Source organism: Longimicrobiaceae bacterium (assembly GCA_035696245.1).
Classification (GTDB): domain Bacteria; phylum Gemmatimonadota; class Gemmatimonadetes; order Longimicrobiales; family Longimicrobiaceae; genus DASRQW01.
The window spans coordinates 16927-42692 of record DASRQW010000412.1; the positions used below are offsets into that span (position 1 = coordinate 16927).

Here is a 25766-nt window from a genome sequence, read left to right on the forward strand (position 1 = left end):
TGAAGTTCAATCGACGGATGTCGTTCGATGGATGTTGTTCGATCATCTTCGGTAGATGAACAGCGGTAGATGCGCTCCGGCGATTCCGTCGCGATGTTCGAATCGCGGTCCGCCGGGCACTCGGCGGATGCGGGAGATGCGGGGCCGGCGACGGAGGATCAGCGGCGGAGGAACCAGTCGATGGTCTCGCGGACGAACGGGGCCGGGTCCGATGCGCGGAGCACCTCGCCGCGCCGGCCGCGCGACCAGGGGGTGAGCACGTGCGCGGCGGTGCTCAGGCGGCCGGGCGAGCCCGCGGGCAGCGCCAGCTCCGCCGGCGAGCGGCGGATGCGCGTGAGCAGGTGGTCCACGTCGCCCCATTCCCACCGGCTGCGCACGCCCGGCCGGTACGGCGGCGGCGCTTTCGGGGCGCGGCCCGCCGCGCACTCCAGCAGCAGCGCGGGGAAATCCACCCCCGCATCTACCGCGAGCTGAAGCGATCCCCAGAAGCGTCCGTTGATCTCCATCAGGTACGGCGTGCCCGTCCCCTCATCGACCTTCATCTCCACCATCGCCACGCCCTGCCAGCGGAACGACGCCAGCAGCGCCGCGGCCCGGTCGGCCAGCACCGGGTCCGCCGCCACGCTCTCGCGCAGCACGCTCACGCCGCCGGCGGGGGGCTTCTCCCGCAGCCGGCGGTGGGCGAAGGACGCACGCACCCGGCCGTCCCACATCAGCAGGAAGATGCCGGTGCCGGGGCCCACCACGCGCTGCTGCACCATCACCGGGTACGCCTCGGGCGGCAGGTCTTCCAGCACCACGCGCAGCTCCACCCAGTCCGCCGCGTGCTGCACCGGCACCTTGCAGCGCGTCCCCTCGCCCTCGCACACCGAGCGCGACGGCTTCACCACCACGGGGAAGCGGAAGGTGTCCGGCGCCACGGTAGCCCGGTCCTCCGCCCGCTCGATCACGCGCTGGGCGGGCACGGCGATGCCCGCGCGCTCCGCCGCCGCCAGCACCCGCCGCTTGTCGCACACCGCGCGGAACACCGGCTCGGTGGGGAAGGGCAGCAGCACGCCCGGCGGCCGCTCGCCGAACGGGAGCACCGCCAGCAGCGACGCCTCGGAGATGGGCAGCAGCACCTCGACTCTCAGCCGCACGGCGAGCGCCCGCACCTCTGCCGCGAAGGCGGCTGGCGCGGCGAGCGGATCGGAGACGACGGACCTCGACCGTGCCCAGCGGGAGCTTCCCGCCAGCGTGCGCTCGCGCGGGCCGCACACGTGCACCTCGTGGCCGGCGCGTCCCAGCGAGCGGACGACCGCCAGGGCGGCGCGCTCGCCGCCGTCGGTGACCAGTACGCGCGGCATCTCAGCCCAGTGGCAGGCCCGCGGCCCGCAGCACGAATCCGTCGTGCGACAGCCCGGCGGGCACGTTCACCCGCGGCACCGCCATCCTCTGCCCCGTGGCCCGCAGCGGCCCGCCGCCCACGCGCACCGCGCCCTCGTAGCCCGCCGCCGCCGCCGCCCGCTCCACCTCTGCCGAGAACAGGCCGTACGGATACGACAGCCACGGGATCGCGCATCCGAACTTTTGGCGTAACGCCCGCAGCGGGCGCACCAGCTCGTCCTCCAGCTCGCGGCCGGAGAGCGCCGTGAGGTTCGCGTGCGTCCACCCGTGCGAGCCGAGGGAGATGCCGGGCGTCCGCCCCGCGGCCCGCATCTCCGCCTCGCCCGCCACCGTCGCGTGCCACGGCAGCGGGTGCGCGCCGGGCAGCGGCACGCTGCGGCGGATGGGCACCTCGCGGCCGCCCAGCACGCCCAGCGCGGCGGCCCGGAACGCCTCCGGCAGCCCCGCCGCGCCCGGCTGCACCATCTCGTCCCACCAGTAGCCGTGTCCAGCGGCCAGGCCGGGGACCACGAAGAACGTGGCCGGCATCCCCCGCTTCGCCAGCTCCTCCAGCCCGGCCGTGAGGGCGCCGCGGTAGCCGTCGTCGAACGTGACCACGGCGCGGGGGCGGCGGGAGCGCGCGGGGCGCAGCATCTCGGGCAGCGGCACCACGTCGTGCGTGGCCGCCAGCGCGTCCAGCTGCCGCGCGAAGTCGTCCTGCGGCAGGTGCAGCGAGCGGTCGCCGGCCGCTCGCTCGCCCCGCGGCACCACGTTGTGGTAGGCGAGCACGACCGTGCCGCGGGCGCCGCGGCGGAGCAGCGCGGGCACCGGGGTATGGGCCACGAAACGCTCGGCGGCATGTTTCGCGCGGCTGCGAAATGTTGCGTTCGCGCCACACATTTCCGGACTCCCGCATACGGTTCGCTGGGATTGCATCTGTAGTCGTATCATGGTATTATCGTGCGTCGAAACGCGGGCGGGCTCCAGCCCCATCCCCCACCGGGCGCAACTCGCGCACCGGCAGCGCGGCGGGCCACGCGGCCCTCCGGCGGTTCCACGAACCAGAACTTTACGAAGCTGCTCAGAGCAAAGGCGCCGAAAGGCGCCGGCGCAGAGCCACGGGGCTACCGCGGGGAACCGCCACGCCAGCCGAGCCGCCAGCTTCCCGACGAGCGTCGGGAGAGGTGGCTTTTTTTGTGCCTGTCTCCGGCGTTCCTTGAGCGAAAACACGGCCCAGGAGCTCGCACCATGAAGGCAGCCAAGATCGTTCCGGTGCTGTTGGCGTTCGCGGGGATGGCGGGGTGCGGCGGGGGAAGCGACGCGGTGACGGGGCCCACCGGCCCCACCGGCGGCGAAGAGGGGCCCACGCTGGCCGCCGTCGCCATCACGCCGCACACGGCCACGCTGCCCGCGGGCGGCAGCGTCCAGTTCTCGGCCGCGGCCACCATGAGCGACGGCAGCGCGGCCACGGCGGCGCTGCACTACACCGCCGTGGGCGGCACCGTCACCGCCGCGGGGCTCTTCACCGCCACGGGCTCGGCCGGCACCGCGCTGGTCATCGCCTCGGCAGACGGAGGGCCGGCGGACACGGCGCACGTCACCGTCACCGCCCCCACGCCCGTCATCACCCTGAGCGCCGTGGTGGTCGGCCCGGCGGGCGCCAGCGTGGCGGCCGGGGGGACGCTGCAGCTCAGCGCGCAGGGCCGCTACTCCAACGGCAGCACCGCCGCAGTGGCGGTCACGTGGACGGCCACCGGCGGCACCGTGAGCGCCGCGGGCCTGTACACGGCCGGCGCCACCGCGGGCACGTACCGCGTGAAGGCCGCCGCCGCGGGCGGCATCGCGGACTCGGTCGCCGTCACCGTCACCGCGGCGACCCCGGCCCCCACGCCCACGCCGACTCCCACCCCCACGCCTACTCCGACTCCCGCGCCGGGCGGGACGTTCACGGCGCTGGCGGGCGACGACTGGCACTCGTACGCGAACAAGGCCGCGCTCACCGCCCGCCAGTACTTCTGGTGGTTCGACTCGCGCGACGTGAACCAGTTCACCGACCTGGCGCAGGACCCCACCTTCGGCCAGGTGCTGCGCATCACCTTCCCGCAGAACAGCGGCTCGCCCGGCTCGTCGCCGCGCATGGCGCAGACGCTGCCCGCGCCGCTGGGCGACATGTGGCTGCGCTGGAAGATGAAGTACAACCCGGGCTGGACCACGGTGGGCCCGGACCCCGCCGGCTCGGCCAACAGCTACAAGATCGCCTTCTTCGAGTGGGAGAGCGGGTTCAGCAGCCGCGGCGAGCTGGAGCTGTCCAACACCAGCCAGTACATCACCGGCGTGGGCGTGCAGGACGCATCGGGCGCCTTCCTGCACTACAGCGAGACCCTCCTGCCCGGCAGCGCGGCCGACTTCGGCAACGTGGGCACCGAGTGGACCGACGGCGAGTGGTGGGAGTACGTGATCCACTACAAGAAGACGGGCGCCAATTCGGCCCTCTACCAGTACTGGCGCCGCCGTCTCACCTCGGGCGGCAAGGTGGTCGCCAACGGGTGGACGTACCACGGCATGGCCATGAGCGGCGCCACCACGCCCCGCGTGCGGCAGATCGAGCTCGGCGCGAACAAAAACAAGAACAATCCCACGACCATGTACATCTACTGGGGCCCGTGGGAGGTGGTGGACGGCGGCAGGTACGCCAACCCCTTCTCCATGCCGAACGCCCAGTAGCCGCACCGCCGCTTTCCTCCGCCGCTCGCCCGGCGGAAGGGACGGACGGGTGGATCGAAGATCGGCTCGGCAGATTTCGCTGGATGAACGGCCGCTGATCCAAGCGGATCCCAGCCGACAAGCGGGCTCGGTCTCGGTAGATGAACGCCAGGCCACTGCGGATGATCGGCAGACGGCTCGATCGGACGATGTTCGGACAGTGATCGGAAGATGGACGGCCGGGAATTGGACGATGTCCGAGAGCGACCGGAAGATGGGCGGCTGCCAGCGGGGATGAGCAGCATCCGATCATCCCGTATGTTCGATAGACGGACCGTTCGGTAGATGGATAGCGGACGACGGATCGACCTCGTCCGGCAGAATGCAGCGGATGCGGGAGCGCGGCGGCTCGCGAGGATCGCCTCGGGACGAGGCGGTGGAAGCGCGGAGGACGCAGGGCGGCGGTAGAACGCCGGGCATGGACTGCCCGCGGCGAAGGCCGCGCTCCCGCGGCGAAAAAACGTCTGGCGGCAGCGCGTGCCGAAAAGACGTAAGTATCGGCAGATGCAAGACATATAGCTTCGGTGTCAGTGGCACGGGTGATGCAAACCTGCATCCCCGGCCGCCGACGCAGACGGCCGGAACGGAACGCTGATCAGAGCAACGGCGCCGAAAGGCGCCCGCGCAGAGCCACGGGGCTACCGCGGGAGACAGTCTCCCGCCATGCCGGCCGAGCCGCCAGCGACTCGAGATCCGTCGACCCTGGCGGCTCTGTGCATTCCGGAAACGGAAACCTTGCTCGACGAAGGATCCGGACAGGCAACCGGCGACGGGCGAAGCGAGCCCTGGGTTACTCCATCCGCCAGATTTCGCGGAACGAGGGAACGCCGAGCCGCGTTGTGCAAAGTTTCTCGCACAATGCGCAGGTTACCCGAACCATGACAGGCGGACAGGAAGGCCACGCATCGCTCGTAACAATGGGGATTGGCCGGAGTTGTAGATACACGGGTGATTGTGAATCATGTGGAGTAGTTCTCGTAAGTTAGCCAGGGCGCGAAATGACGCGCTAAAAACCCTCAAATGCAAACAAATGTCGTAACTGATTGTCGAATATGGGCTTACGCATGGCACACCTCATGCGATTTTCCCGCAACGCGGCCGCCGATGATGGCGGACCGACCGGACGCTGATCAGAGCAAAGGTGCCGAAAGGTGCCGACGCAGAGCTACGGGGCTACAGCGGGGGGCAACTCCCGCCACGCCAGCCGAGCCGCCAGCGACTCGCAGGGTCGAGCTGGCGGCTTTTCTTTGCCCAAAAACGGGGGAAAAGCCGCGGTTCCGGGAGTCACTAACGCGGTTTCGAGGAGACGTTCAGATGAGAAGCACGGCAGCAAGCAGGAACGGGAAGGCCATCCTGGCGGCTACGGCGCTCGCGGCGCTGGCGGCCTGCTCCGACCGCACGCAGGCCCCGGTGGGCCCGCTGGACGGCGGCGTGCAGGCAGCCCCCGCCGTGGCGACCAGCGGGTATAGCGCGGTCGTGGGAGACGACTGGAAGGCGTACCAGACCAAGGACCAGCTCAAGGCCGCCGGCCTGTTCTGGTGGGTCGACTCGGCCAACCGGAACGTGTACGACTACGTGGACCTGGTACAGGACCCCACCTTCGGGCAGGTGGTGCGCATCACCTTCCCGGCGAACACCGGCTCGTCGGGGTCGTCGCCCCGCATCGCCAAGGACCTGCCGGCGCCCATGGACAAGATGTGGTACCGCTGGCGCATGAAGTTCCAGCCCGGCTGGACCACGGTGGGCCCCGACCCCAGCGGCTGGGCCAACAGCTACAAGATCGCCTTCTGGACCTGGCAGGGCTACGCGGGCCGCGGCGAGATCGAGTACTCCAACACCAGCGAGTACATCACCGGCAACGGCGTGAACGACGGCGCGACCGGCGCCAGCCTGTCGTACAAGGAGACGCTCATGCCCGGCAGCGCCGCCAACTTCGGCGTGACCAGCCAGGAGTGGAGCGACGGCCAGTGGTACGAGTTCGTGGTCTACTACGAGAAGACGGGCGCGACCACGGCCAACCAGTACTTCTGGCGGCGCAAGCTGACCACCAACGGGGCCATCAACCCCAACCCGTGGATCTTCCACGGCTACGCCATGAGCGGCAACACCACGCCGCAGGTGGCGCACGTGGAGCTGGGCATCAACAAGAACAAGAACAACCCCACCACCATGTACCTGTACTGGGGCCAGTGGGAGGTGGTGGACGGGGCCAAGTACCCCAACCCGTTCGGCATGCCCAACGTGAGCGGCAGCGCCCCGGCGCCCTCGCCCGCCACGGCCACCAAGGTCACGGTGAGCCCCAAGACGGTCTCGCTCGCCCCCTCGGGCACGGCGCAGTTCAGCGCCACCGCGCAGATGAGCGACGGCACCACGCAGGCGGCGTCGGTCACGTGGACGGCCACCGCGGGCACCGTGGCGAGCACGGGCGCCTACACCGCGCCGGCCAGCGCGGGCACGTACAAGGTCGTGGGCACCGCCGCGAACGGCATGGCCGACACGGCCACGGTCACGGTGGCCGCGCAGTCGGCGACGGTGACCAAGGTGACGCTGGCGCCCAAGGGCAGCAGCGTGCAGTCCGGCAAGACGCTGCAGTTCAGCGCCACGGCCACCATGAGCGACGGCACGTCGCAGCCGGCGAGCGTGGCCTACAACGCCACCGGCGGCACCATCAGCGGTGCCGGGCTGTACACGGCCGGCGCAGCCGCGGGCACCTTCCGCGTGATCGCCACCGCCACCAACGGCGTGGCCGACACCGCCTCGGTCAACGTGACCGCGGCCCCGGCGGCGACGCTGACGGCGGTCGTGCTCAACCCGCCCACCGCGTCCGTGCAGGCGGGCGGAACGGTTCAGTTCACCACGTCGGGCACGTACAGCGACGGCACCAGCAAGGCCGTGGCGGCCACGTACTCGGCCACCGGCGGGACCATCACCACCGCGGGCCTGTACACGGCGGGCCAGACGGGGGGCACGTTCCGCGTGATCTCGGTCGCGCAGGGCTCCACGCTGGCGGACACGTCCACGGTGACCGTCTCGTCGCCGGCAGCGACACGGCCTACGCTCACGAGGGTGGTGCTGAACCCGCCCAGCGCGTCGGTGCAGGGTGGCGGGACGGTGCAGTTCTCCGCCACGGGCACCTACAGCGACGGGTCGTCCAAGGCGGTCACGGCGACCTACAGCGCCACGGGCGGCACGATCACCACGGCGGGCCTGTACACCGCGGGGCAGACGGCCGGCACCTTCCGCGTGATCGCGGTGGGCCAGGGCTCCACGCTGGCCGACACGTCGGCCGTGACGGTCACGGCGTCCACCACGTCGGCGCCGCCGAGCACGGGGGCGTACGCCAAGGTCGCGGGTGACGACTGGCGCTCGTACGCGGCGGGCAGCTCGCTGCAGCCCACGGGCTACTTCGGCACCTCGGCGGCCACGTACGCCAACGTGTCGCTCGTCTCGGACCCCACGTTCGGGCAGGTCGCGCGCGTCACGCAGAACGCCGGCACCACCACGGCGCCGGTGCTGAACAAGAAGCTTCCCGCGGCGCTGGACCGCATGTGGTTCCGCTTCCGCATGAAGCTCTCGCCGGGCTGGAACGCAGGCAGCGGGTGGACGCTGGCGCGGTGGACGTGGTCCGGATACGGTGGCAGCGGCAGCCTGGACTTCGAGAACGGCGCGGGCTACGCCAACAACTGGAGCGCCAAGGACGCCGGCAACCAGTACATCCGCTACACCGAGAACCTGCTGCCCGGCAGCACGGCCTTCGGCACGGCGAGCGCGGAGCTCACCAGCGGCGACTGGTACGAGTACGTGGTGTACTGGCAGAAGACGGGCGCCACCACGGGCCGCCAGCACTTCTGGAAGCGCCGGCTCACCAGCGGCGGCACCACGGTGAACAACGCCTTCACCTACTACGGCTACACCGAGGACGGCAGCACCACGCCGCAGGCGGCGGCCGTGCAGCTCGGCGCCAACCTGCTCAAGGCGCCCGCGGCCACCCAGTACGTGTACTGGGGACCGTGGGAGGTGGTGAACGGCGCCACCTACGCCAACCCCTTCGGCATGAGCGGCTTCTAGCCCGCGGCTGAAGAACGGACCGCCCGTCGGCCGATCGGCAATGACAAGAGGGGGAGTCGCGTGAGCGGCTCCCCCTCGGTTTTTGGAAGGATGGGTTCGTGGCGGAAGCAGGCCCCCTCCCCCGGCCCCTCCCCCAAAACTGCCTGGGGGAGGGGAGACCAGAAGTGCGCGGCGCGAGGTCTGCGCGGTGTCTGCCGGACAACGCCCGGATCGCGTAAGTCTCGCTCCCGCCGTGGAATAAGCTCCCCTCTCCCGCTTGCGGGGGAGGGGCGGGGGGAGGGGGCACCCTCTCCGCAGCCTCCAAGCTCGATCACCCGACGCTTTCCACCACCGAGCTCACGCGGAGACTGCGTGGACGGGTTCGGGGGTGATGGATGCGGAGGATGCCGGCGATGCGGCGCGGACGCGGGGCGTCTTGCGGAGGAGCCAGTTGGGATACGGATCCAGCAGCGACGCGGGCAGGCCCAGGCGAGTGAGCGCGCGGTGGCGCGGGCGCGAGGTCTCGGGGATCAGCGTGTACGGCGAGCCGAGCGCGTCCACCATCTCCCGAAAGCCGAGACCGCGCCAGCCGGAGCTGGGCCAGTGCCCATCGGCTGGGAAGCGGCCGCGGCGCACGGCGTAGCGGCGGGCCGTCTCGGCCGGGAGCCAGGGGACGAACCAGAGGCCGGTGGTGTGGACGTCCTTCGGCAGGTACTTGTTGGGCGTCTCGTTGACCATCAGGTAGCCGCCGTCGGCCAGCACGCGCCACAGCTCGCGGATGTACGCCTCGCGCGGCTGGGGGATGTGCTCGATCACCGCGTTCGCGAGCACCATGTCGAACGCGCCGTCCGCGAAAGGCAGCACGCGTGTGTCGGCCACGTGCAGCAGCGTGGCCCGCGGTCCGAACCCGGCGTGCGCGAGGATGCGGTGCCCGGCGCGCACCCACTCGGCCTCGGGCTCCACGCCCACGACCTCGGCGGCGCCCATCTCCAGCAGCGCGCAGATGGCTGGGCCGTGCGACGCGCCGAAGTCCAGCACCCGCTTGCCCTCGAACAGGGGGCGAAGCGGCTCCAGCGTCTGCTTGAGCGTGGCGTACCGGCGCCGCTCCTTGGGGTCGTCCACGCACTCCAGGAACACGTCCATGGCTCATCTCCGCGGTGGTTTGCGCATCCGTCTCGTCCTCCCGGCTCGCACACCGCAATCCATCCGTCCCGCCGCGCATCTCCCGAGAAAAGCAGCGTAGATGCTGGAACCGCAGATGCGCCCCCATCCCGCCCGTGGCGCGACCCGGCAACAGTTGTCGCGCCACTCGCCGCCTCCGCAGGCCGCACTCCATCACGCATCGGCCGTCGTCTCGTCGATCCGCGGAGAGCGATCGGCGCCGCGCACGGGCGATTCGGTAGACGACGGGCGATGCGATGCGGATGTCCGCATCTCCAGAAGTCACCGGCGTCTCCTCGCCGGTGTGAATCGCGCCGGGCCGCGCCGACAGTAGATGCGGGGCGCCGGAGTTGCGCGTCCTGAAGCGTATGTCACGGGCCGATAGGCCGGGCGCGCGACGCGGATGACAGCGCGCAACCCATTGCGGAGGAAAGTCTTGCCCGTCCGGAATCCCCCATCCCGATCTCCCGCGCATCTCCGCGCGATGCGTGGCGTACGCGCAACACCGGGCGTGGGCGCGCGTCGCCGCAGGTTCGGGCGCGGCGCGGCGTGGATGGCGGCATTCGCGTGCGTCGCGGTGGCAGGGCTCGTGCGCGCGGCGGGGAGCGAGCGGGTGCGCAGGCAGCTGGAGCCCGCGCTGGCATCGGCCGCGTCGTTGCTGCCGGGCGGGCCGCAGCGCATCTCCCAGACGGGCGCGTACCGCACCGTCGCGGGCGACGACTGGAAGAGCTACGCGTCGCGCGAAGAGCTGCGGCGATCGGCGTACTTCTGGTGGTTCGATGCGCGCGACGTGTACGGCTTCGTCGACCTGGTGCCGGACGCCACCTTCGGGCGTGCGCTGCGCATCACCTTCCCGGCGAACGCCGGCTCGCCCGGCTCGTCGCCGCGCATGGCGCAGAAGGTGGCGCCGCTGGACGACATGTGGCTGCGCTGGAAGATGCGCTTCGAGCCGGGCTGGACCACGTCCGGCCCCGACCCGGCGGGATCTGCGGACAGCTACAAGCTGGCGTTTTTCCAGTGGGAGGGCTTCGACGGGCGCGGCGAGCTGCAGTTCTCGAACGGCACGGATTACGTGACCGGCGTGGGCGTGCAGGAGCGCGGCGGGGCGTATCTGCCGTACCTGGAGATGCCGCTGCCGGGCTCCGCGCCGGACTTCGGCCGCGTGACGACGGAGTGGACGGATGGCGAGTGGTGGGAGTACGCGATCCATTACCGGAAGACGGGCGAGAGATCCGCCGTCTTCCAGTACTGGCGCCGCCGGCTCACCCGCGGCGGGCGCATCGACCCCGGCGGGTGGACGTACCACGGCATGGAGATGCGCGGCTCGCCCACCCCGCGCGTGGCGAAGGTGGAGCTGGGGGCGAACAAGAACAAGAACAACCCGCGCGACCTGCATCTGTTCTGGGGGCCGTGGGAGGTGGTGGACGGTTCTCGCCATCCCGATCCGTTCGCGCTGCCGAACGCGTTCTGAGGCGGTTCTGCCGGGCTGGTGCAGGCGAGTGGTGGCGGTTGAAACCGCGGCAACGACTGCGCAAAGTCCGCCTTCGCGGACTAACGGCAACTGCTTGGAAGACCTGAGGTTCCTCGCATTTTCTGCCCGTCGACATTCCCCGAGCTGGAATCCCGTGGCGAAAACTCAGACATCGGCCGAGGGCCCCGCGGTTCGGGCGGGCATGCGGCGCGCGCGCGTGGCCGTTCCCGCGCTGAACGGGCGTGGCATCGTGGTAGATGCGGAGCCGGTGAGAGCTGCGGATGCGGTTCCCGGCGCGGAGAAGCTGGGTATCGCGGCGATCCTGCTGGTGGGCGCGGCGCTGCGGATGTGGGGACTGCGAAGCTTCCCGCTGGACCAGGACGAGCTCTACACGGTGATGGAGGGGCGCGACCTCTTCCACGTGGCGCTGGCGCCGGGGATCCACGCGCGGCCGCTGTACTTCCTGCTCCAGCACGTCATGCTGTCGCTCTTCCCCGCGACGGAGGGATGGCTGCGGCTGGTGCCGTTCGTGGCGGGCGTGGCGGGCATCTGGGCGGTGTGGGTGCTGGCGCGGCGGGTGTTCGGTGGCGCGGCGGGGCTGGTGGCGGCGGTGCTGGTGGCCGTTGCGCCGTGGCACCTGCACGAGAGCGGCTTCGCGCGCTACTGGTCGGTGCTCTTCCTGCTCTCCGCCCTCTTCCAGCGCGCGCTGTGGGAGGCGTACGGGCGGGAGAGGATGCGCGGCTTCGTCGCGGCCCTGGTGCCGCTGGCGCTGGGGTCGGCCACGCACCCGTCGTTCGCGTTCCCGGCCGCGGGTGCGGCGCTGGGCGTCACGCTCGTGCGGGCGGATGGGCGGTTCGGCTGGCGGTGGCCGTCGCGGCTGGCGTGGATGGGGCTGTGGATGCCGTACCTGGCGCTCATCGCGGCGGGCTGGGCGGCGCTACGGCTGGGCGGGCACTCCGGCGCGCTTCAGAACTGGGGCGGGCGCGGCTGGCTCTCCACGCTGCGCCTTGTCCCCGCCGTCGCAGAGTGGCTGTCGCCGGCGATGTGCGTGGCGGGGCTGCTGGGTGCCGCGGCCGCGCTCGCATCGGGAGATGCGGGGCGGCGGCGCTGGGGCGCGATGGCGGCCTGCGGCGTGGCTGCCACGCTGAGTGGGATGATGATCGCCGCCTTCCGCACCGACGTGTACGCGGACTACGCGACGGCCATGCTGCCGCTCGTCTTCGTCTCCGCGGGCGGGCTGGTGCAGATGGGCGTGGAGCGGATGGCGTCCGGACGTGCCCTCGCCGCCTGGGCCGCGACGGCGGTGCTGTGCGCGGCGGTGCTTCCGGCGACCGTATCGCACATCTCCAGCGGAACGCGCTACGACTACCGGCCGGCGTTCGCCTATCTGCGGGCGCATGCGGCCGGAGCGCGCGTGCTCACGTGGCCGAGAGTCGTGGCCGACCGCTACGCCGCGGGCCTGAACGTCCGCGAGATGCGCCACGATCCCGCGTTCCTGGAGCGCGAGCTGGCCGCGGCGGGCGATGTCTGGGTCGTCTCGTCGGTCCAGCGCTACGGCATGGTCGACGACGACGAGGGTCTCGTGAGCCGCTGGCTCGCCCACCGCTGCACCGAGGAAGCCGCCTTCGAGCGCCCGCGCTGGGACTACCGCATCTACCGTGTGGTCGTGCACCACTGCGTACGGACGCCGGGAGCACCGCCGCGGCCGTGATGCGACGCAGGAAGATTGGACGAGGGGCACCGGCGCGGATCGCGCGGGTGCCCCTCGTCGCGTTTTCTGTGAGGCATCTCCTGCTTCTACTCGCGCGGTGAGGCGAGAAGCTCATCGGCCGACACGCCGAAGGCGACGAGCACGTCTCCGCTCGCACGGTAGTATCGGCTTTTCCCGGCGGTACGTGTGGCGTGGATCGCCTTCTTCTGCTCCAGGCGCTGAAACAGCTTGCTAACCCCTGCCTGGCTGAGCTTCGTGGACTTGGCTGCATCAGCAACGCGCACCTCGCCCGCGGCATGGCCGTCGAGGATTCGCTTGAGCTGGGCGAAGTCGTCCTCACCCACACGCTCTCGAAGCCTGCGTTGGCAGTCCGGGGCCGCCACTCGCCGTACATCTGCCTCGGTCATCGGCCGCACCCCGTGGACCCCTAAGATCGCCTCGGCGGCTTCGGTGAGCAGGCGCAGGAAGTTGCGAAGGTCTCCCTGGTACAACGCGTACAGCCTTGCCGCTTCCGCGGGCTCGATGGGCGGAGTGACGGAGTGTTTCGCGAGCTTGAGATGTTCGTACCGCAATGCAAGCAGGCGTTCGACGGATGCCGGGGAGAGCGACTCGAGAACCAGGGCGGCCGGGAAGATCCCGCCTACCTGCTCGTGGGTTCGGAAGATCGTGGTCTCGATACCCGTGGCTCCCACGAACATCCAGTGCGCACCGGGGATCAGGAGGTAGTCCCGCAGGTCGAGAACCAGCGTGGCCGCGGCCTGCGCATGCTCGATCGTCAGGGCTTCCAGGTTGTTTATGTGCAGTACCACGGGCGCGCCGATCTCGGCGGCCATGTGGTCCAGCGCGGCGCCGAGGTGTTCGTACAGCGAGTCGGGTGGAGCTTGAGGCGCTACGTAGCCGCGCGACATCCCTGCTCCCAACCCCATGAGCGATACCGATCCGCCGATCAGTTCGCCGCCCTCCAGGATACGGGCGGTGCGCGACCAGATTCCGCTCTCGTTGTCGAGCCCCGCACCGAGACGGATTCGCAGGAGCGTTCGCAGCACGTCCGCAATGAACGAGCTGCGCGTGGTCGTCGACTCGATCCGCACCGGCTGGTCGTACGTGGCGAGCCCGAGACTCGCCAGGTCGGCCTTGAGGCGATTCACGAAAGTGGTCTTCCCCACCCCCGGTGCCCCTTCGATGATCGTGCGTGTCGCCGTATCCGTCGAGAGACGCCGCCGCACACGCTCAAGCTCGCCATCTCGGCCAACGAAGAGGCTTACCGGGTGAGCGGAGTCACTCGTACGCAGCTCACTTTGGAAGAACGGATTTCCGCTCAGCCCGAACGGCTCCCACAAAGTAGAGATCGACATAGGGCTATCATCACCGTTTGAAGGTTGTCGGTTATTATAGTCAAATGAGTTATGATAAGCAAATAAGTTATCATAACCAACCGAACGCGCTCGGTAATGATGGATCCGTAGCGAAATGCGAAACGCTCCCTGCCGCTGTTGGACGCGTGCAACAGTCGGGGGTGCGGGACGACAGGGGGGAGGCAGGGGACCGATTTGTATCTCTTTGCAGATGGGAGAGATACGGCGCACGGCGAGCAGGCGGGGCAGGGCACCGGCATTGCGCTTGGGAGCGGTATGAGGACTCGCCCCGAGGTATCCGTCATCTTCCCGGCCTACAACGAAGAGGCCCGCCTGGAGCCCACCGTCGCTTTGGCGGCGGCGTACTTCGCGCGCACGGGGTGCGCGGCCGAGCTGATCGTGGTGGACGACGGGAGCCGCGACGGCACCGGCGCGCTGGTGCGCCGCCTCGCGGACCACGTCGACGCGTTGCGGCTGATCCGCCTGCCCGCCAACCGCGGCAAGGGCTACGCGGTGCGCGCCGGCGTGGTGAACGCGCGCGGCCGGCGCATCCTGTTCGCGGACGCCGACGGTGCCACGCCCATTGAGGAGCTGGAGCGGCTGGACGCGGCACTGGACCGCGGCGCGGACGTGGCCATCGGGAGCCGGGCGGTGGCGGCGGCGGGCGTGGAGGTGAAGGCGCGGCTGCACCGGCGGCTCATGGGGCGCACGTTCCACCTGCTGGTGAGCGCGCTCACCGTGCGCGGGTTCAGCGACACGCAGTGCGGCTTCAAGCTGTTCCGGGCAGACGTGGCGCAGGACCTGTTCTCGCGCATGCGCATGGACGGCTTCAGCTTCGACGTGGAGGTGCTGCTCATGGCGCAGCGCCGCGGCTATCGCGTGGCCGAGGTGCCCGTGAACTGGGCGCACGTGCCCGGCAGCCGCGTGAACCTCGTCGCGGACTCGCTGAAGATGGCGGCGGACCTGTTCGCGATCCGCGGCCACGCGCTGCGCGGGCGCTACGACCAGCCGCACCTGGCGCCGCTGGTGGAATCGCCCTTCCTCGCGGTGGATGCCGCGAAGACTCCGGCCGGCGTGGCGGGATGAGCTACGCGGCGTATCCCGCAGCTCCTCCCGCGCGCGGCGGGGCGGCCGGCTTCCCGGCCGCGGGTCCGCGCGCGGCGTACGGACGGCGCGGCTTCGCATCCGCTGGCCCTGCGCCGGTCTCCGCATCCGCCGCGTCCGCGTCCGCGGGGAAGTGGACGGCGATGGACGGGGCGCTGGCGCTGCTGATCCTGACGTACGTGTGGCGCGTGCAGGACCTCTTCTCCGTGCTGCATCCGCTCCAGCTCGCGTCGCTGGGAACGCTGGGCGCCACGGGGCTGTTCGTGGCGGGCGGCGGGATGGCGCGGCTGGAGGTGGCACGGCGGCAGCCGGTGTACCGCTGGGCCGTGGCGCTGCTGGTGATGATGGTCCTCTCCGTGCCCTTCGCGCTGTTCCCCGGCGCCATCTTCCGCTTCATCCTCGAAGACCACCTCAAGACCTTCCTGATGATGACGCTCATCGCCGCATCGCTGCGCGGCGCGGGCGGGGCGTCGCGCATGGCGGGCGTGCACGTGGCGGGCGCCGTCGTCTACTGCCTGGTCGTCATCTCCCGGTTCCCGATGGTGGGCGGGCGGCTGCAGAGCCTGGTCTACTACGACAGCAACGACCTGGGAATGCTGCTCGTCTGCACGCTCCCGCTGGCGGTCTACTTCCTCCGGCCGGGCGAGCGCGGATGGGTGCGGCTGATGGCGCTGGGCGGGGCTGGAGTGATCCTGCTGGGCCTGGTGCGCAGCGGGTCGCGCGGGGGCACGCTGGGGCTGCTCACGGTGTGCGTGTACATGCTGCTGCGGTTCAGCGTCTTCTCGAAGAAGGCGCGGCTGGGGGCGCTGATGGCCGGCGTGGGCGCGCTCGTGTTCCTGGGCGGCGCGGCGTACCGCAAGCAGATGGAGACCCTGCTGCACCCAACGCAGGACTACAACTGGTCCGGCAAGAGCCCCGAGGGGCGCATGGAGGTGTGGAAGCGCGGCGTGGGCTACATGCTCGCCCGGCCGCTGACGGGCGTGGGCGCGTCCGGCTTCTACGTGGCGGAGGGGACGCTGTCCGAGCGGGCGAAGCGGCAGCAGTACGGCAAGCCGCTCAAATGGTCCGCGCCGCACAACTCGTTCGTGCAGGCGGGGGCGGAGCTGGGGTTCCCAGGGCTCTTCATCTTCCTGGGCCTGCTGTTCGTCGCCTTCCGGCGGCCGAAGCACGACGGGCCGGTAGATGGAAACCATGCCGCGCTGGAGCGGGCGCTCTCCGCGTCGATTCTGGGCTATGCGGTGACGGGATTCTTCCTGTCGCAGGCGTACGCGGCGCTGCTGTACACGCTGCTGGGGATCATCGTGGGCCTGCGGGCTTTCGCCGCCGTGCCGGCCGCAGCCGCGGCTGCCGCGCAGACCTCCGCAGCACCGGCGCGGGTGAGGGTCTACGGCAGGCGGGGCGGGGGATGGGGGATGGTCCCGCCGCTGCCGCCCGCCGTCTGACCGCCCCGAATCCGCAGAGAAGCCGCGGGGCCGAGCCGCCGCGCATCAGCCGAGAAGCTGCGGATCGGGGTGGATCGAGGCGATGGTTCGCATCGACCGAAACGCATCTGCTCCGCATCTACGGAAGCGAATCGACGCAGCCCGCATCTACCGAAAACCGCAGAGCCTTCTTCCGATCTACCGACTACAGCCTGCCGAACCCGGTGGATCGATTCGCCGCCGACGAGGTTCCGGTGACCTCATCTGCTGACTGAAGTACCGCAGCGCGCGGCGCCCGTCCGGGTGCCGAATCCGCTCCCTCCGCTCTCCCGAGCCGTGTCCGAAAGCCTCTCCGCCATCCCCGTCCCGCCCGGCCTCGCGACCGCGAGCGCGGAGCCCAGACGCAGCGTGCTCAGCGACTGGGCCGAGATCGCGCGCGACCTGTCGCAGTATCGCTATCTGCTTCTACAGCTTGCGCTTCGCGACGTGCGGGTGCGCTACAAGCAGGCGGTGATGGGCGTGGCGTGGGCCGTGTTCATGCCCAGCATGATCGTCCTGGCCGGCCTCGCCGTCCGCCTGGCGATGGCCGTCCTGTCGCACCGCGCGGTGGAGGGGACCGAGGTGGCGGCGCTGGCAGTGAAGTCTGTGCCCTGGGCCTTCTTCGTGGGCACGCTCCAATTCGCCACGTCCAGCCTCACCGGCAACGTGAGCCTGGTGACGAAGGTGTACTTCCCGCGCGAGGTGCTGCCGCTGGCGGCCACGCTGGCGCAGGTGTGGGACGCGGCTATCGCGGGCGCGGCGCTGGTGCTGGTGCTGCCGTTCCTGGGCGTGGCGCCGCACTGGAGCGCGCTGTGGGCCCTGCCGCTGCTGGTGCTTCTGCTGGCGTTCACGTGCGCGGCGTCGCTGGCGGTGAGCTGCGCCAACCTCTTCTTCCGCGACGTCAAGTACATCGTCCAGGTGCTGCTCACCTTCGGCATCTTCTTCACGCCCGTCTTCTTCGAACCGCGCATGTTCGGCGCGGCGGGGGCGCGGCTGCTGTCGCTGAACCCGCTCACGTCGCTGCTGGAAGGGCTGCGCCTCTCCGTGGTGGACGGCCACAACCTGCTCACGCCGCTGGTGCAGGGCGGCGTGGCGGTGTGGGAGCCGTGGTGGCTGGCGTACGGCGCGGCGTGGGCGGTGGCCGGGCTGGCGGTGAGCTCCATCCTGTTCCATCGCATGCAGATCCTCTTCGCGGAGTACGCATGAGCAGCCCCGAGATCGTGGCCGACGGCGTCTGGAAGAAGTTCAACCGCGGCCAGGTGCACGACAGCCTGCGCGACCTGGTGCCCGCGCTCGCGAAGCGCCTCACCGGCCGCGCACCCGCGCAGGCGGAGCTCACGCGCGGCGAGTTCTGGGCCGTGCGCGACCTGTCGTTCACGGTGCGGCCGGGCGACTCGCTGGGCATCATCGGGCCCAACGGGGCGGGGAAGAGCACGATCCTGAAGCTGGCCACGCGCATCCTGCGCCCCAGCCGCGGCGCCATGCGCGTGCAGGGGCGGGTGGGCGCGCTGATCGAGGTGGCGGCGGGCTTCCACCCGGACCTCACGGGGCGCGAGAACGTGTTCCTCCAGGGTGCCATCATGGGCATGCGGCAGGGCGAGATCCGCCGCAAGTTCGACGAGATCGTGGACTTCTCGGGCATCGAGGAGTTCGTGGACATGCCCGTGAAGCGCTACTCCAGCGGCATGAACGCTCGCCTGGGCTTCGCCATCGCGGCGCACCTGGAGCCCGACGTGCTGATCATCGACGAGGTGCTGGCGGTGGGCGACTTCGCGTTCCAGGAGAAGGCGTTCGGCCGCATCCGCGAGGTCGCCACGCAGGGCATGCCCGTGGTGGTCGTCTCGCACCAGCTGGACCGGATCGCATCCCTCTGCAACCGCGCGCTGCTCATGGACCGCGGCGCGGTGGTGCGCGAGGGCACGCCGCAGGAGTGCATCGCGGCATACGTGATGGGCGGTGCGCGCACGAGCGGCGCGGCAGACGCGTCGCATCCCCTGTCGCTGGAACGCGTGGACCTGCTCGCGCGCCAGCCGGTGGAGTCGGGCTCGCGGATGGCTCTGGCGCTCTCCGGCAGGGTCACACCGCCCGGGCCCGCGTCGCACGAGGTGATCGAGGTGCGGCTGCGCGCCATGGAGACGGGGCAGCTCGTGTACGCCACCAGCACCGACCGCTGCGGGGCCGAGCTGCCGCGCACCGGGCCGTTCTCGCTGGAGGTGCAGCTGCAGATGAACGTGCCGCCCGGCCTGTACGCGGTGGAGACGGCCGTGTACAGCCAGCGCGCCCAGCGCGTGACCGCCCAGGGCCCGTTCGCCACGGTCGAGGTGCGCGAGGGCCCGACCTTCTGGGGCGCGGTGCAGCTCAACGCGCGCATGCACTGGATCCGCCGCTCGAACGCCCAGCCCGCCGCCGCGGTCGATCTCGACGCGACGGACCCCATGCTCGCCGGGAGCGCATCGTGAGCACCCTCATCCGCGCCGTGGACGGCCTCGCCTCAATCGTCTCCCTCCCGCTCATCGATGCGGGGTGCCCCCTCCCTCAGCCCCTCCCCCGCAAGCGGGAGAGGGGTGCTTGGTCCACGGTGGCGGAGGGTTCGCTCGCGGGGCGGGAAGATGAGGGCGCGGACGATGTGAAAGCCGCGGATGGCCGGCCGGGAGATGCGCCGTCCGATGATGTTTCGGGAGATGCGGGGCGGGGTGGTTCCGGATCGGGCGATGCGGGATCGAACGGCGGCGGATCGGGCGAGGTGCCTCCGGCGGATGCGAAGATGGTGGATGCGGTGCCGGAAGATGCGGAGGCGTCGCACATCTCGTGGGCCGATCTGCTGGCGGACGTGGCGTGCTGCATGTCGGCGTCGGTAGATGCGGACACGCCGTTCGTGCCGCCGCGGTTCATCGCCCGTCCCGCATCTCCCCATTCCCGGCCGTCCACTGCGGATGCGACGGCGGTCGCGATTTCCGCCGCACCGGCGGATGCGACGCGCGTCGATCCTGCCGCATCTACCGAATCCGCGAGGCGGCGGCTGGTGTCGCGCGGCGTGCCCGCGGACCGCGCGGGGGTGATGATCGCGGTGCCGTGGGACCAGCCGGACGGCGGCGTCGCGGCGGTGGTCGGCAACCTCGCGACCTTCCTGCGCGAGCGCGGCCACCCGGTCGTCTTCGTGCACCCGGACGAGGTGCGCGGCGTGGTGCGGCGCACGACGGCGTGGGGCTTCACCGGCTACGCGCTGAACCTGCGCTGCCCGCGCGTGGACGGGCATCCGCTGCGTGCGCCTGCCGCTTTCGCGGCGACGCTTCCGGCGACGGTGCTGGCGCTGCGGACCATCGCGCGGCGGCACCGGGTGCGGGTGGTGAACGTGCACTACCCGGTGGAGGCGTTCGGCGCGCTGGCGATGCTGCGCGCCATCGGCGGCGTGCGGCTGGTGACGTCGGTGCACGGGTCCGACGTGCTGCCCAACGGGGCGCCGCGCCGGTGCCGCGAGCCTGCCGTCCGCGCGCAGCTCGGCATGGCGGACCTCGTCGTCGCGCCGTCGCAGGGCTACTTGGACGGGCTGCTCCGGCATTTCCCCGCGGTCGCGGGGCGCTGCGCGGTGATCCACAACGGCATCGACCTGGCCGCGCTGGACCGCGCCGCGCAGACGGTGGACATCGACCGTCCCTACGTGCTCTCCGTCGCGTCGCTGACTCCGTGGAAGGGCGTGGACACGCTGCTGCACGCCTTCGCCCGCATCGCCCGGGAGCGGCCGTCGCTGCGCCTGGTCGTCGTCGGCGAGGGGCCGGACCGCGCGGCGCTGGAGACGCTGGCGCGGGAGCTTGGCATCGCGAACCGCGTGGAGATGCCGGGCGAGATCCCCGCCGCGGACGTGTACCGGCTGATGCACGGCTGCACGCTCTTCGCCCTCGCCTCGCGTGCCGAAGCGTTCGGACTCGCGCTGGCCGAGGCGATGGCGTGCGGGCGCCCCGTCGTCGCGACCACCGCCGGCGGGATCCCCGAGGTGGTGGACGCCGGCCGCACCGGGTTGCTCGTCCCACCCGACGATCCACCCGCCCTCGCCGCCGCGATGGAGTCGCTGCTCGCGAATCCATCGCTCGCCGGCAGTTTAGCGGCGGAAGCGCGGCGCGACGTGCGGCAGCGGTTTGCGCGCGAGCGGACGGGCGAGGCGTACGCGGCCTGGTTCGACAGGCTCCTCTCGTGAGCCCGCCTCCCATCGCCCGCATGCGCTGGCACCTGTCCGGCACCCGCCCGGCGGACTGGGCGCACGCGCTGGAGGCGTGCGGCGGCAGCTTCTTCCACGCGCCGCCCGCGCTAGACGTGAGCCTCCCGGCCGGCGCGCCCATCTACGCCCGCCTCCTCCGTGGCGAGCAGACCATCGCCGTCGCGCTCGGAGCCGCCGCGCGGTGCAGGCTGGGTACCGGCGCCACGCACGTGACGTTCGCCGCCCCGCCGGCCGTCGCCGCCTGGGCCGTGGTGCCGGAGGAAGCCGCCGCCGCCATGCTCGTCCGCGAGCTCCGCACATCCGCCGCTGCGGCGGAGGTGGACATGGGCTCGTTCGCCGCCGCCGCGCCGCTCGGCCCTTCCGCCGGGGGGATGCCGAGCCGCGAGCGGCTGGAGGCGGTGGTGCCGCTGGGCCCGGACGGCGCCGCGCCGGAGGACGTGGGGCGGACGCACCGCCGCCACGCCGCCGCGGGCGACCGCGAGGGGTGGGAGCTGCGCCGCGTCGCGGGCGCCGCCGCGGTGGACCTCCTGCACCGAGTCCAGCGCGAGGCCGCACGCCGCGCTGACGAACGCGGCGAGCCGTTCCCGGCGCCCGAGCCGCCATCGTGCGTGGGTGTGGGCGACCCGACCGACGCGCCGTGGGGCCTGTCGCTCTTCGCCTCGTACGGCGAGGGCGGCGCGCTGGCGGCGGCGCTGGTCGGCTGGGCGAACCGGCGCGCCTTCTACCTCATGGGCGGCTCCACGCCCGAGGGCTACACGCGCAGCGCCGCGCCCTGGCTGCACCTCGCCGTCATGCGCCGCCTGGGTTCGGCAGGGATGACGGAGTACGACATGGGCGGCGTGCCCGCGCCCGCGGCAGACCCGGCGCATCCTTCCAACGGCCTGTACCGCTTCAAGCTCGGGTTCGGGGCGCGCGTGGTGCCCTGTCGCGGCATGCGGTGGGAGACGGCGCGCCTGCACCTGGGCATCCACCGCGTGTTCCGCGGCATCCAGTCCCTCTCCGGCGCACTCCGATGAGTCTCGCCCCTCCCGACGCGCTGCCCGGCCGCATCGCCGGGGCGCTGCGTGCGCGCTTCCTGGCGGTGCGCGCGCTGCCCGTCTTCAGCCCCGCGGCCGTGCGCGGCACCTTCGCCTCCGGCCGCCATCCCGCCGAGACCTCGCATGTCCCCCACGCGGAAGGCGCGATCGACTGGCTGTGCGCGGCGCAGGACGCGTGCGGCGGAGGCGGCATCGCGCGGGGCTACAGCCTCACGTACAGCCCGTACTTCCGCTCGCGCGGGTGGCAGCCGGCGTATCCGGAGACCACGGGCTACATCATCCCCACGCTCCTCTCCGCCGCGCGGTTCTTCGGCCGGCCGGAGCTGGCGGAGCGCGCGTTGCTCGCGGCTCGGTGGGAGGTGCGCGTGCAGCTGGCGGACGGCGCCGTGCGCGGCGGGGTGATGGGCGAGCCCGAATCGCCCGCCATCTTCAACACCGGGCAGGTGATGCTGGGCTGGCTCGCCTCCTGGGAGGAGCGGGGCGACGACGCGTTCGCCGCCGCGCTGGCCCGCGCCGGGCGCTTCCTGGCCGCGTGCGAGCAGGACGGGCGCTTCGTCAAAGGCAACTCCCGCTTCGCCCGTGGGGATGCGACCGCCTACAACGCCCGCGCCGCCTGGGCGCTCGCCGAGGCCGGCGTGGCGCTGAACGACGGGGAGATGGTGGATGCCGCCGCGCGCGTCCTCCGCGACGTCGCCGCGAGCCAGCACGCGAACGGCTGGTTCCCGCGCTGCTGCCTGAACGACCCGGAGCGCCCGCTGCTGCACACGCTCGCCTACACCGTCCGCGGCCTGCTGGAAGGCGGGCGCGTGCTGGAAGATGCGGCGCTCGTCGCCTCCGCCCGCCTCGCCGCCGAGCGCCTGGCCGCCGCCGTCGGTCCCGACGGGTGGATGCCCGGCCGCTTCTCCTCCGACTGGCGTGGCGCTGCGAGCTGGAGCTGTTTGACCGGCCAGGCGCAGATGGCGAACAACTGGCTGCGGCTTCGGGAGATGGAGGGCGGCGACCGGTGGTTGGAGCCCGCGCGGCGCTCGCTCGCGTTCCTGAAGACCACGCAGGACCGCGAGACGCCGGAGCGCGGGGTGCGCGGCGGCCTGGCCGGCAGCGACCCGCCCGGCGGCGAATACGGCAGGTGGGAGATGCTGAGCTGGGCCGCCAAGTTCTTCGCCGACGCGCTGATGCGCGACCACGCGGCGCGCGGCCGTCCCGGCGGCGCCCCCGTCTCCCGCCTGGCGTGACCGGGCGATGACGCACCTCCACGTCCTCGCCCCCGCGCGCTTCGGCGGGCTGGAGCGCGTCGTCCTCTCGCTCGCCGGGGGGATGGCGCGCCGCGGCCACGACGTCCACGCCGCCGTCGTCGTCGACGCGGCGGAAGCGGACGGGCATCCCTTCCTCGCCGCGCTGGCGGACGCGGGCGTGACCGTCCATCGCATCGAGGTCGGGGCGCGCGCGTACGCGGCGGAACGCGCCGCGGTCGCGCGGCTGCGCGAGCGCATCCGTCCGATCGTGGTGCACACGCATGGCTACCGGGCGGACGTGCTGCACGGGCGTGCGTCGCGCGGGCTGGGCAGGACCGCGATCTCCACCGTGCACGGCTTCACCGGCGGCGGGCGGCGGATGAAGACGTTCGAGTGGATGCAGTGCATCGCCCTGCGTGGCGTGGACACCGTCGCCGCCGTCTCCCGCCCTCTCGCGCGGGCCCTCGCCGCATCCGGCATCTCCCCGTCGCGCATCCGCGTGATCCCCAACGCGGTGGAGATGTCCGCGCCCATGCTGGGGCGAGCGGAGGCGCGCCGGCGGCTGGGCATCTCCGGCGACGCGTTCACCGTCGGCTGGGTGGGGCGGCTGAGCCGCGAGAAGGGCGCGGACGTGCTGCTGGAGGCGCTGGCCCGCATCGACCTCGATCTGCGATGCGTCCTCGTGGGCGATGGGCCGGAGCGAGGCGCGCTGGAGGCGCAGGCGGCGGCGCTCGGCCTCTCCGCGCGCGTCCGCTTCGCCGGGGCGATGGACGATGCGGCCGCGCTGATGCCCGCGTTCGACGCGTTCGCGCTCAGCTCGCGCACCGAGGGAAGCCCCGTCGCGCTGCTTGAAGCCGTCGCCGCCGGAGTCCCCGTCGCCGCCGCGGCCGTGGGCGGCGTGCCCGACCTCCTCCGCCCCTCCGAAGCCCTGCTCGTCCCGCCCGCAGATCCCGCCGCGCTTGCCGCCGCCCTCCGCTCGCTCCACGCCGACCGCGCATCCGCTTCGGCCCGCGCCGCCTCTGCACGCGAGCGGGTGGCGCGCGAGCTTTCGGTGGATGCGTGGCTGGACGCGTACGAGGCCGCCTACGCCGGACGTCCCCACCTCACCCCATCTCCCGTAACGCGATGAACGCCGTCCCCCTGGCCGTCCTGGCCGCAGCCGCCGTCGCCGTGTACGCCTACGCCGGCTATCCGCTGCTGCTGGCGCTGCTCGCCCGCGCGCGGCCGCGGCGGCGCGCGCACGTGCTGCACGAGTGGCCGCGCATCAGCGTGAGCGTGCCCGCGTACAACGAGGAGCGCCAGATCGCCGCCGCCCTCGACGCCATCCTCGCCACCGACTATCCGCCCGGCCTGCGGCAGGTCGTCGTCGTCTCCGACGCGTCGACGGACGGGACGGACGCGATCGTGCGCGGCTATGCGGACCAGGGCGTTGTGCTGGTGCGCATGCCCGAGCGCGGCGGCAAGACGGCGGCGGAGAACGCGGCGGCGCCCTTCCTCACCGGCGAGATCGTGGTCAACACCGACGCTTCGGTGCGGGTGGCGCCGGGCGCGCTGATGGCCCTGGTGCAGGCGCTGGCGGACCCCGCCGTGGGCGTGGCGAGCGGGCGCGACGTAAGCGTGGCCGCCCCCGCCGCGAACGCCAACGCGGGCGAGTCCGGCTACGTGGGATACGAGATGGACGTGCGGCGGCTGGAGTCGCGCATGGGCGGGATCGTGGGCGCCAGCGGGTGCCTGTACGCCATCCGCGCGCGCCTGCACCGCTTGCCGCTGCCGGAGGGGCTGAGCCGCGACTTCGCCGCCGTGCTCCTTGCGCGCCGCGCCGGCTTCCGCGCCGTCTCGGTGGAGGCCGCGGTCTGCACCGTCCCCCGCGCCGGTTCCCTCCGCGCCGAGTACCGCCGCAAGGTGCGCACGATGAGCCGCGGCATGCGCACGCTCGCCCACCTGCGCGAGCTGCTGAACCCCATCCGCCACGGCGCCTTCGCGTGGATGCTCGCCAGCCACAAGGTCGCGCGATGGCTGGTGCCGTGGGCCCTCGCCCTCGCCTTCTCCGCCGTCGTCGCCCAGGCGCCGGACCAGCCGTGGGCGATGTGGATCGCCGCCGCGGGAGGCGTGCTGCTCGCGAACGCGGGTCTCGCGCTCGCCCTCCCGTCCGAACGTCTGCCGCGGGCGATGGCGATCCCGGCCTACGTCGTCCTCGGCAACCTCGCCGCGATCGACGCGGGCATCCGGGCGGTGGCGGGGCGCGGGTACGCCGTGTGGGAGCCCACGCGGCGGGAGGCGGTGGCGTGAGGCGGGGAGGGCCTCACCCGGCTCGTAAAACTCGCCTGCCCTCCCCCGCAAGCGGGGGAAGGCACGGCGGTGGAGCATGCCGGGGGCTCCGCGCTCTGCGAAACGCCTCCTCACGGCCGGCCCGGTGGCGAACTCGCGCTGCGCGCTGCGTGTGGGCGGGGCGAGCAGCTTCCGCGCTGCCTGGAAAGGCTCGGACGAGGGGGATTGGCCGACAGCTGCGGACGATCTACCGCGTCGGCATTTGGAGATTCGCGGTTAGCATGTGCACGCCGCGAGCTGCGGAGCGACGCGCGGTAGCTTATCCAGCTTCCGGTGTCGGAAACTCATCGCCACCTGCATAACTCACATCTCCGCAAGCAGTTCTCCCCTCTCCCGCTTGCGGGGGCAGGGCTGTTTCGTTCTCATACCGATACAGAACTGTAACGCTGCGAGTGCAATCAGAGACGATGGTGCGGAGCGTCCAGCGAAGTGCGCTCACACTCGCACCGGGAGGTTCTCATAACGTTGCTCGAAGCCTTTGAGCAGGTGCCGGAGTTCCGTTGCCGCAGTGGGTTACGT

General features: G+C 71.8%; 17 protein-coding genes and 3 riboswitches. Of the genes, 13 read left to right on the forward strand and 4 right to left on the reverse strand.

Translation table 11 applies throughout. The features are described from left to right. Nucleotides 1-158: 158 nt before the first annotated feature. The gene (locus VFE05_18440; GenBank protein HET6232059.1) at nt 159-1346 is read right to left on the reverse strand and encodes an ATP-grasp domain-containing protein; all 1188 of its coding nucleotides are present in this window, start codon (nt 1344-1346) and stop codon (nt 159-161) included. Nucleotide 1347: 1 nt separating this feature from the next. After that, nucleotides 1348-2208: a polysaccharide deacetylase family protein gene (locus VFE05_18445; GenBank protein ID HET6232060.1), complete on the reverse strand. Its 861-nt coding sequence runs from the start codon at nt 2206-2208 to the stop codon at nt 1348-1350. Nucleotides 2209-2440: 232 nt separating this feature from the next. After that, a riboswitch (cyclic di-GMP riboswitch) is annotated at nt 2441-2527 on the forward strand. Between the two features lie 86 nt (nt 2528-2613). Here VFE05_18445 and VFE05_18450 point away from each other — a divergent pair. Both VFE05_18450 and VFE05_18455 read left to right on the forward strand, forming a co-directional pair. After that, nucleotides 2614-4089: a hypothetical protein gene (locus VFE05_18450; protein ID HET6232061.1), complete on the forward strand. Its 1476-nt coding sequence runs from the start codon at nt 2614-2616 to the stop codon at nt 4087-4089. A 628-nt stretch (nt 4090-4717) separates the two neighbouring features. Beyond that, a riboswitch (cyclic di-GMP riboswitch) is annotated at nt 4718-4811 on the forward strand. Between the two features lie 441 nt (nt 4812-5252). After that, a riboswitch (cyclic di-GMP riboswitch) is annotated at nt 5253-5345 on the forward strand. 97 nt (nt 5346-5442) lie between these two features. Then, a complete protein-coding gene (locus VFE05_18455; GenBank protein ID HET6232062.1) occupies nt 5443-8196 on the forward strand; it encodes a hypothetical protein in 2754 nt (917 codons plus the stop codon). Nucleotides 8197-8532: 336 nt separating this feature from the next. Here VFE05_18455 and VFE05_18460 read toward each other — a convergent pair whose 3' ends face one another. Next, nucleotides 8533-9318 (reverse strand): class I SAM-dependent methyltransferase, encoded by a 786-nt coding sequence (locus tag VFE05_18460; protein HET6232063.1) that lies wholly within the window; start codon nt 9316-9318, stop codon nt 8533-8535. A gap of 571 nt (nt 9319-9889) precedes the next feature. Between VFE05_18460 and VFE05_18465 the strand changes: the two genes are divergently transcribed. After that, a complete protein-coding gene (locus VFE05_18465; GenBank protein HET6232064.1) occupies nt 9890-10807 on the forward strand; it encodes a hypothetical protein in 918 nt (305 codons plus the stop codon). 154 nt (nt 10808-10961) lie between these two features. After that, nucleotides 10962-12518 carry a glycosyltransferase family 39 protein gene (locus VFE05_18470; protein ID HET6232065.1) on the forward strand — a complete coding sequence of 519 codons (1557 nt, stop codon included), beginning with the start codon at nt 10962-10964 and terminating at the stop codon, nt 12516-12518. 86 nt (nt 12519-12604) lie between these two features. Here the strand turns inward: VFE05_18470 and VFE05_18475 are convergent, their stop codons facing one another. After that, a complete protein-coding gene (locus tag VFE05_18475; protein ID HET6232066.1) occupies nt 12605-13873 on the reverse strand; it encodes an AAA family ATPase in 1269 nt (422 codons plus the stop codon). Between the two features lie 276 nt (nt 13874-14149). Between VFE05_18475 and VFE05_18480 the strand changes: the two genes are divergently transcribed. From VFE05_18480 to VFE05_18520, 9 genes are all read left to right on the forward strand, one after another. Then, nucleotides 14150-14959: a dolichyl-phosphate beta-glucosyltransferase gene (locus tag VFE05_18480; GenBank protein ID HET6232067.1), complete on the forward strand. Its 810-nt coding sequence runs from the start codon at nt 14150-14152 to the stop codon at nt 14957-14959. Then, the gene (locus VFE05_18485) at nt 14956-16419 is read left to right on the forward strand and encodes an O-antigen ligase family protein (GenBank protein ID HET6232068.1); all 1464 of its coding nucleotides are present in this window, start codon (nt 14956-14958) and stop codon (nt 16417-16419) included. Before VFE05_18480 ends, VFE05_18485 begins: the two co-directional genes overlap by 4 nt. Before the next feature lie 315 nt (nt 16420-16734). Then, nucleotides 16735-17643 carry an ABC transporter permease gene (locus VFE05_18490; protein HET6232069.1) on the forward strand — a complete coding sequence of 303 codons (909 nt, stop codon included), beginning with the start codon at nt 16735-16737 and terminating at the stop codon, nt 17641-17643. Continuing rightward, entirely contained in the window at nt 17640-18896 is a 1257-nt protein-coding gene (locus VFE05_18495; GenBank protein HET6232070.1) for an ABC transporter ATP-binding protein, read from the forward strand. Before VFE05_18490 ends, VFE05_18495 begins: the two co-directional genes overlap by 4 nt. Then, nucleotides 18893-20629, forward strand: a complete 1737-nt coding sequence (locus tag VFE05_18500; protein ID HET6232071.1) for a glycosyltransferase family 4 protein — start codon at nt 18893-18895, stop codon at nt 20627-20629. Before VFE05_18495 ends, VFE05_18500 begins: the two co-directional genes overlap by 4 nt. After that, nucleotides 20626-21666, forward strand: coding sequence for a GNAT family N-acetyltransferase (locus VFE05_18505; GenBank protein ID HET6232072.1), 1041 nt, complete (start codon nt 20626-20628; stop codon nt 21664-21666). Before VFE05_18500 ends, VFE05_18505 begins: the two co-directional genes overlap by 4 nt. Beyond that, a complete protein-coding gene (locus VFE05_18510) occupies nt 21663-22919 on the forward strand; it encodes a hypothetical protein (GenBank protein ID HET6232073.1) in 1257 nt (418 codons plus the stop codon). The genes VFE05_18505 and VFE05_18510 overlap by 4 nt, the downstream gene beginning before the upstream one ends. Before the next feature lie 7 nt (nt 22920-22926). Beyond that, complete coding sequence (locus VFE05_18515; protein HET6232074.1) at nt 22927-24048, forward strand: glycosyltransferase; 1122 nt, start codon at nt 22927-22929, stop codon at nt 24046-24048. Then, a complete protein-coding gene (locus VFE05_18520) occupies nt 24045-25208 on the forward strand; it encodes a glycosyltransferase (GenBank protein ID HET6232075.1) in 1164 nt (387 codons plus the stop codon). Before VFE05_18515 ends, VFE05_18520 begins: the two co-directional genes overlap by 4 nt. Nucleotides 25209-25766 lie beyond the last annotated feature (558 nt).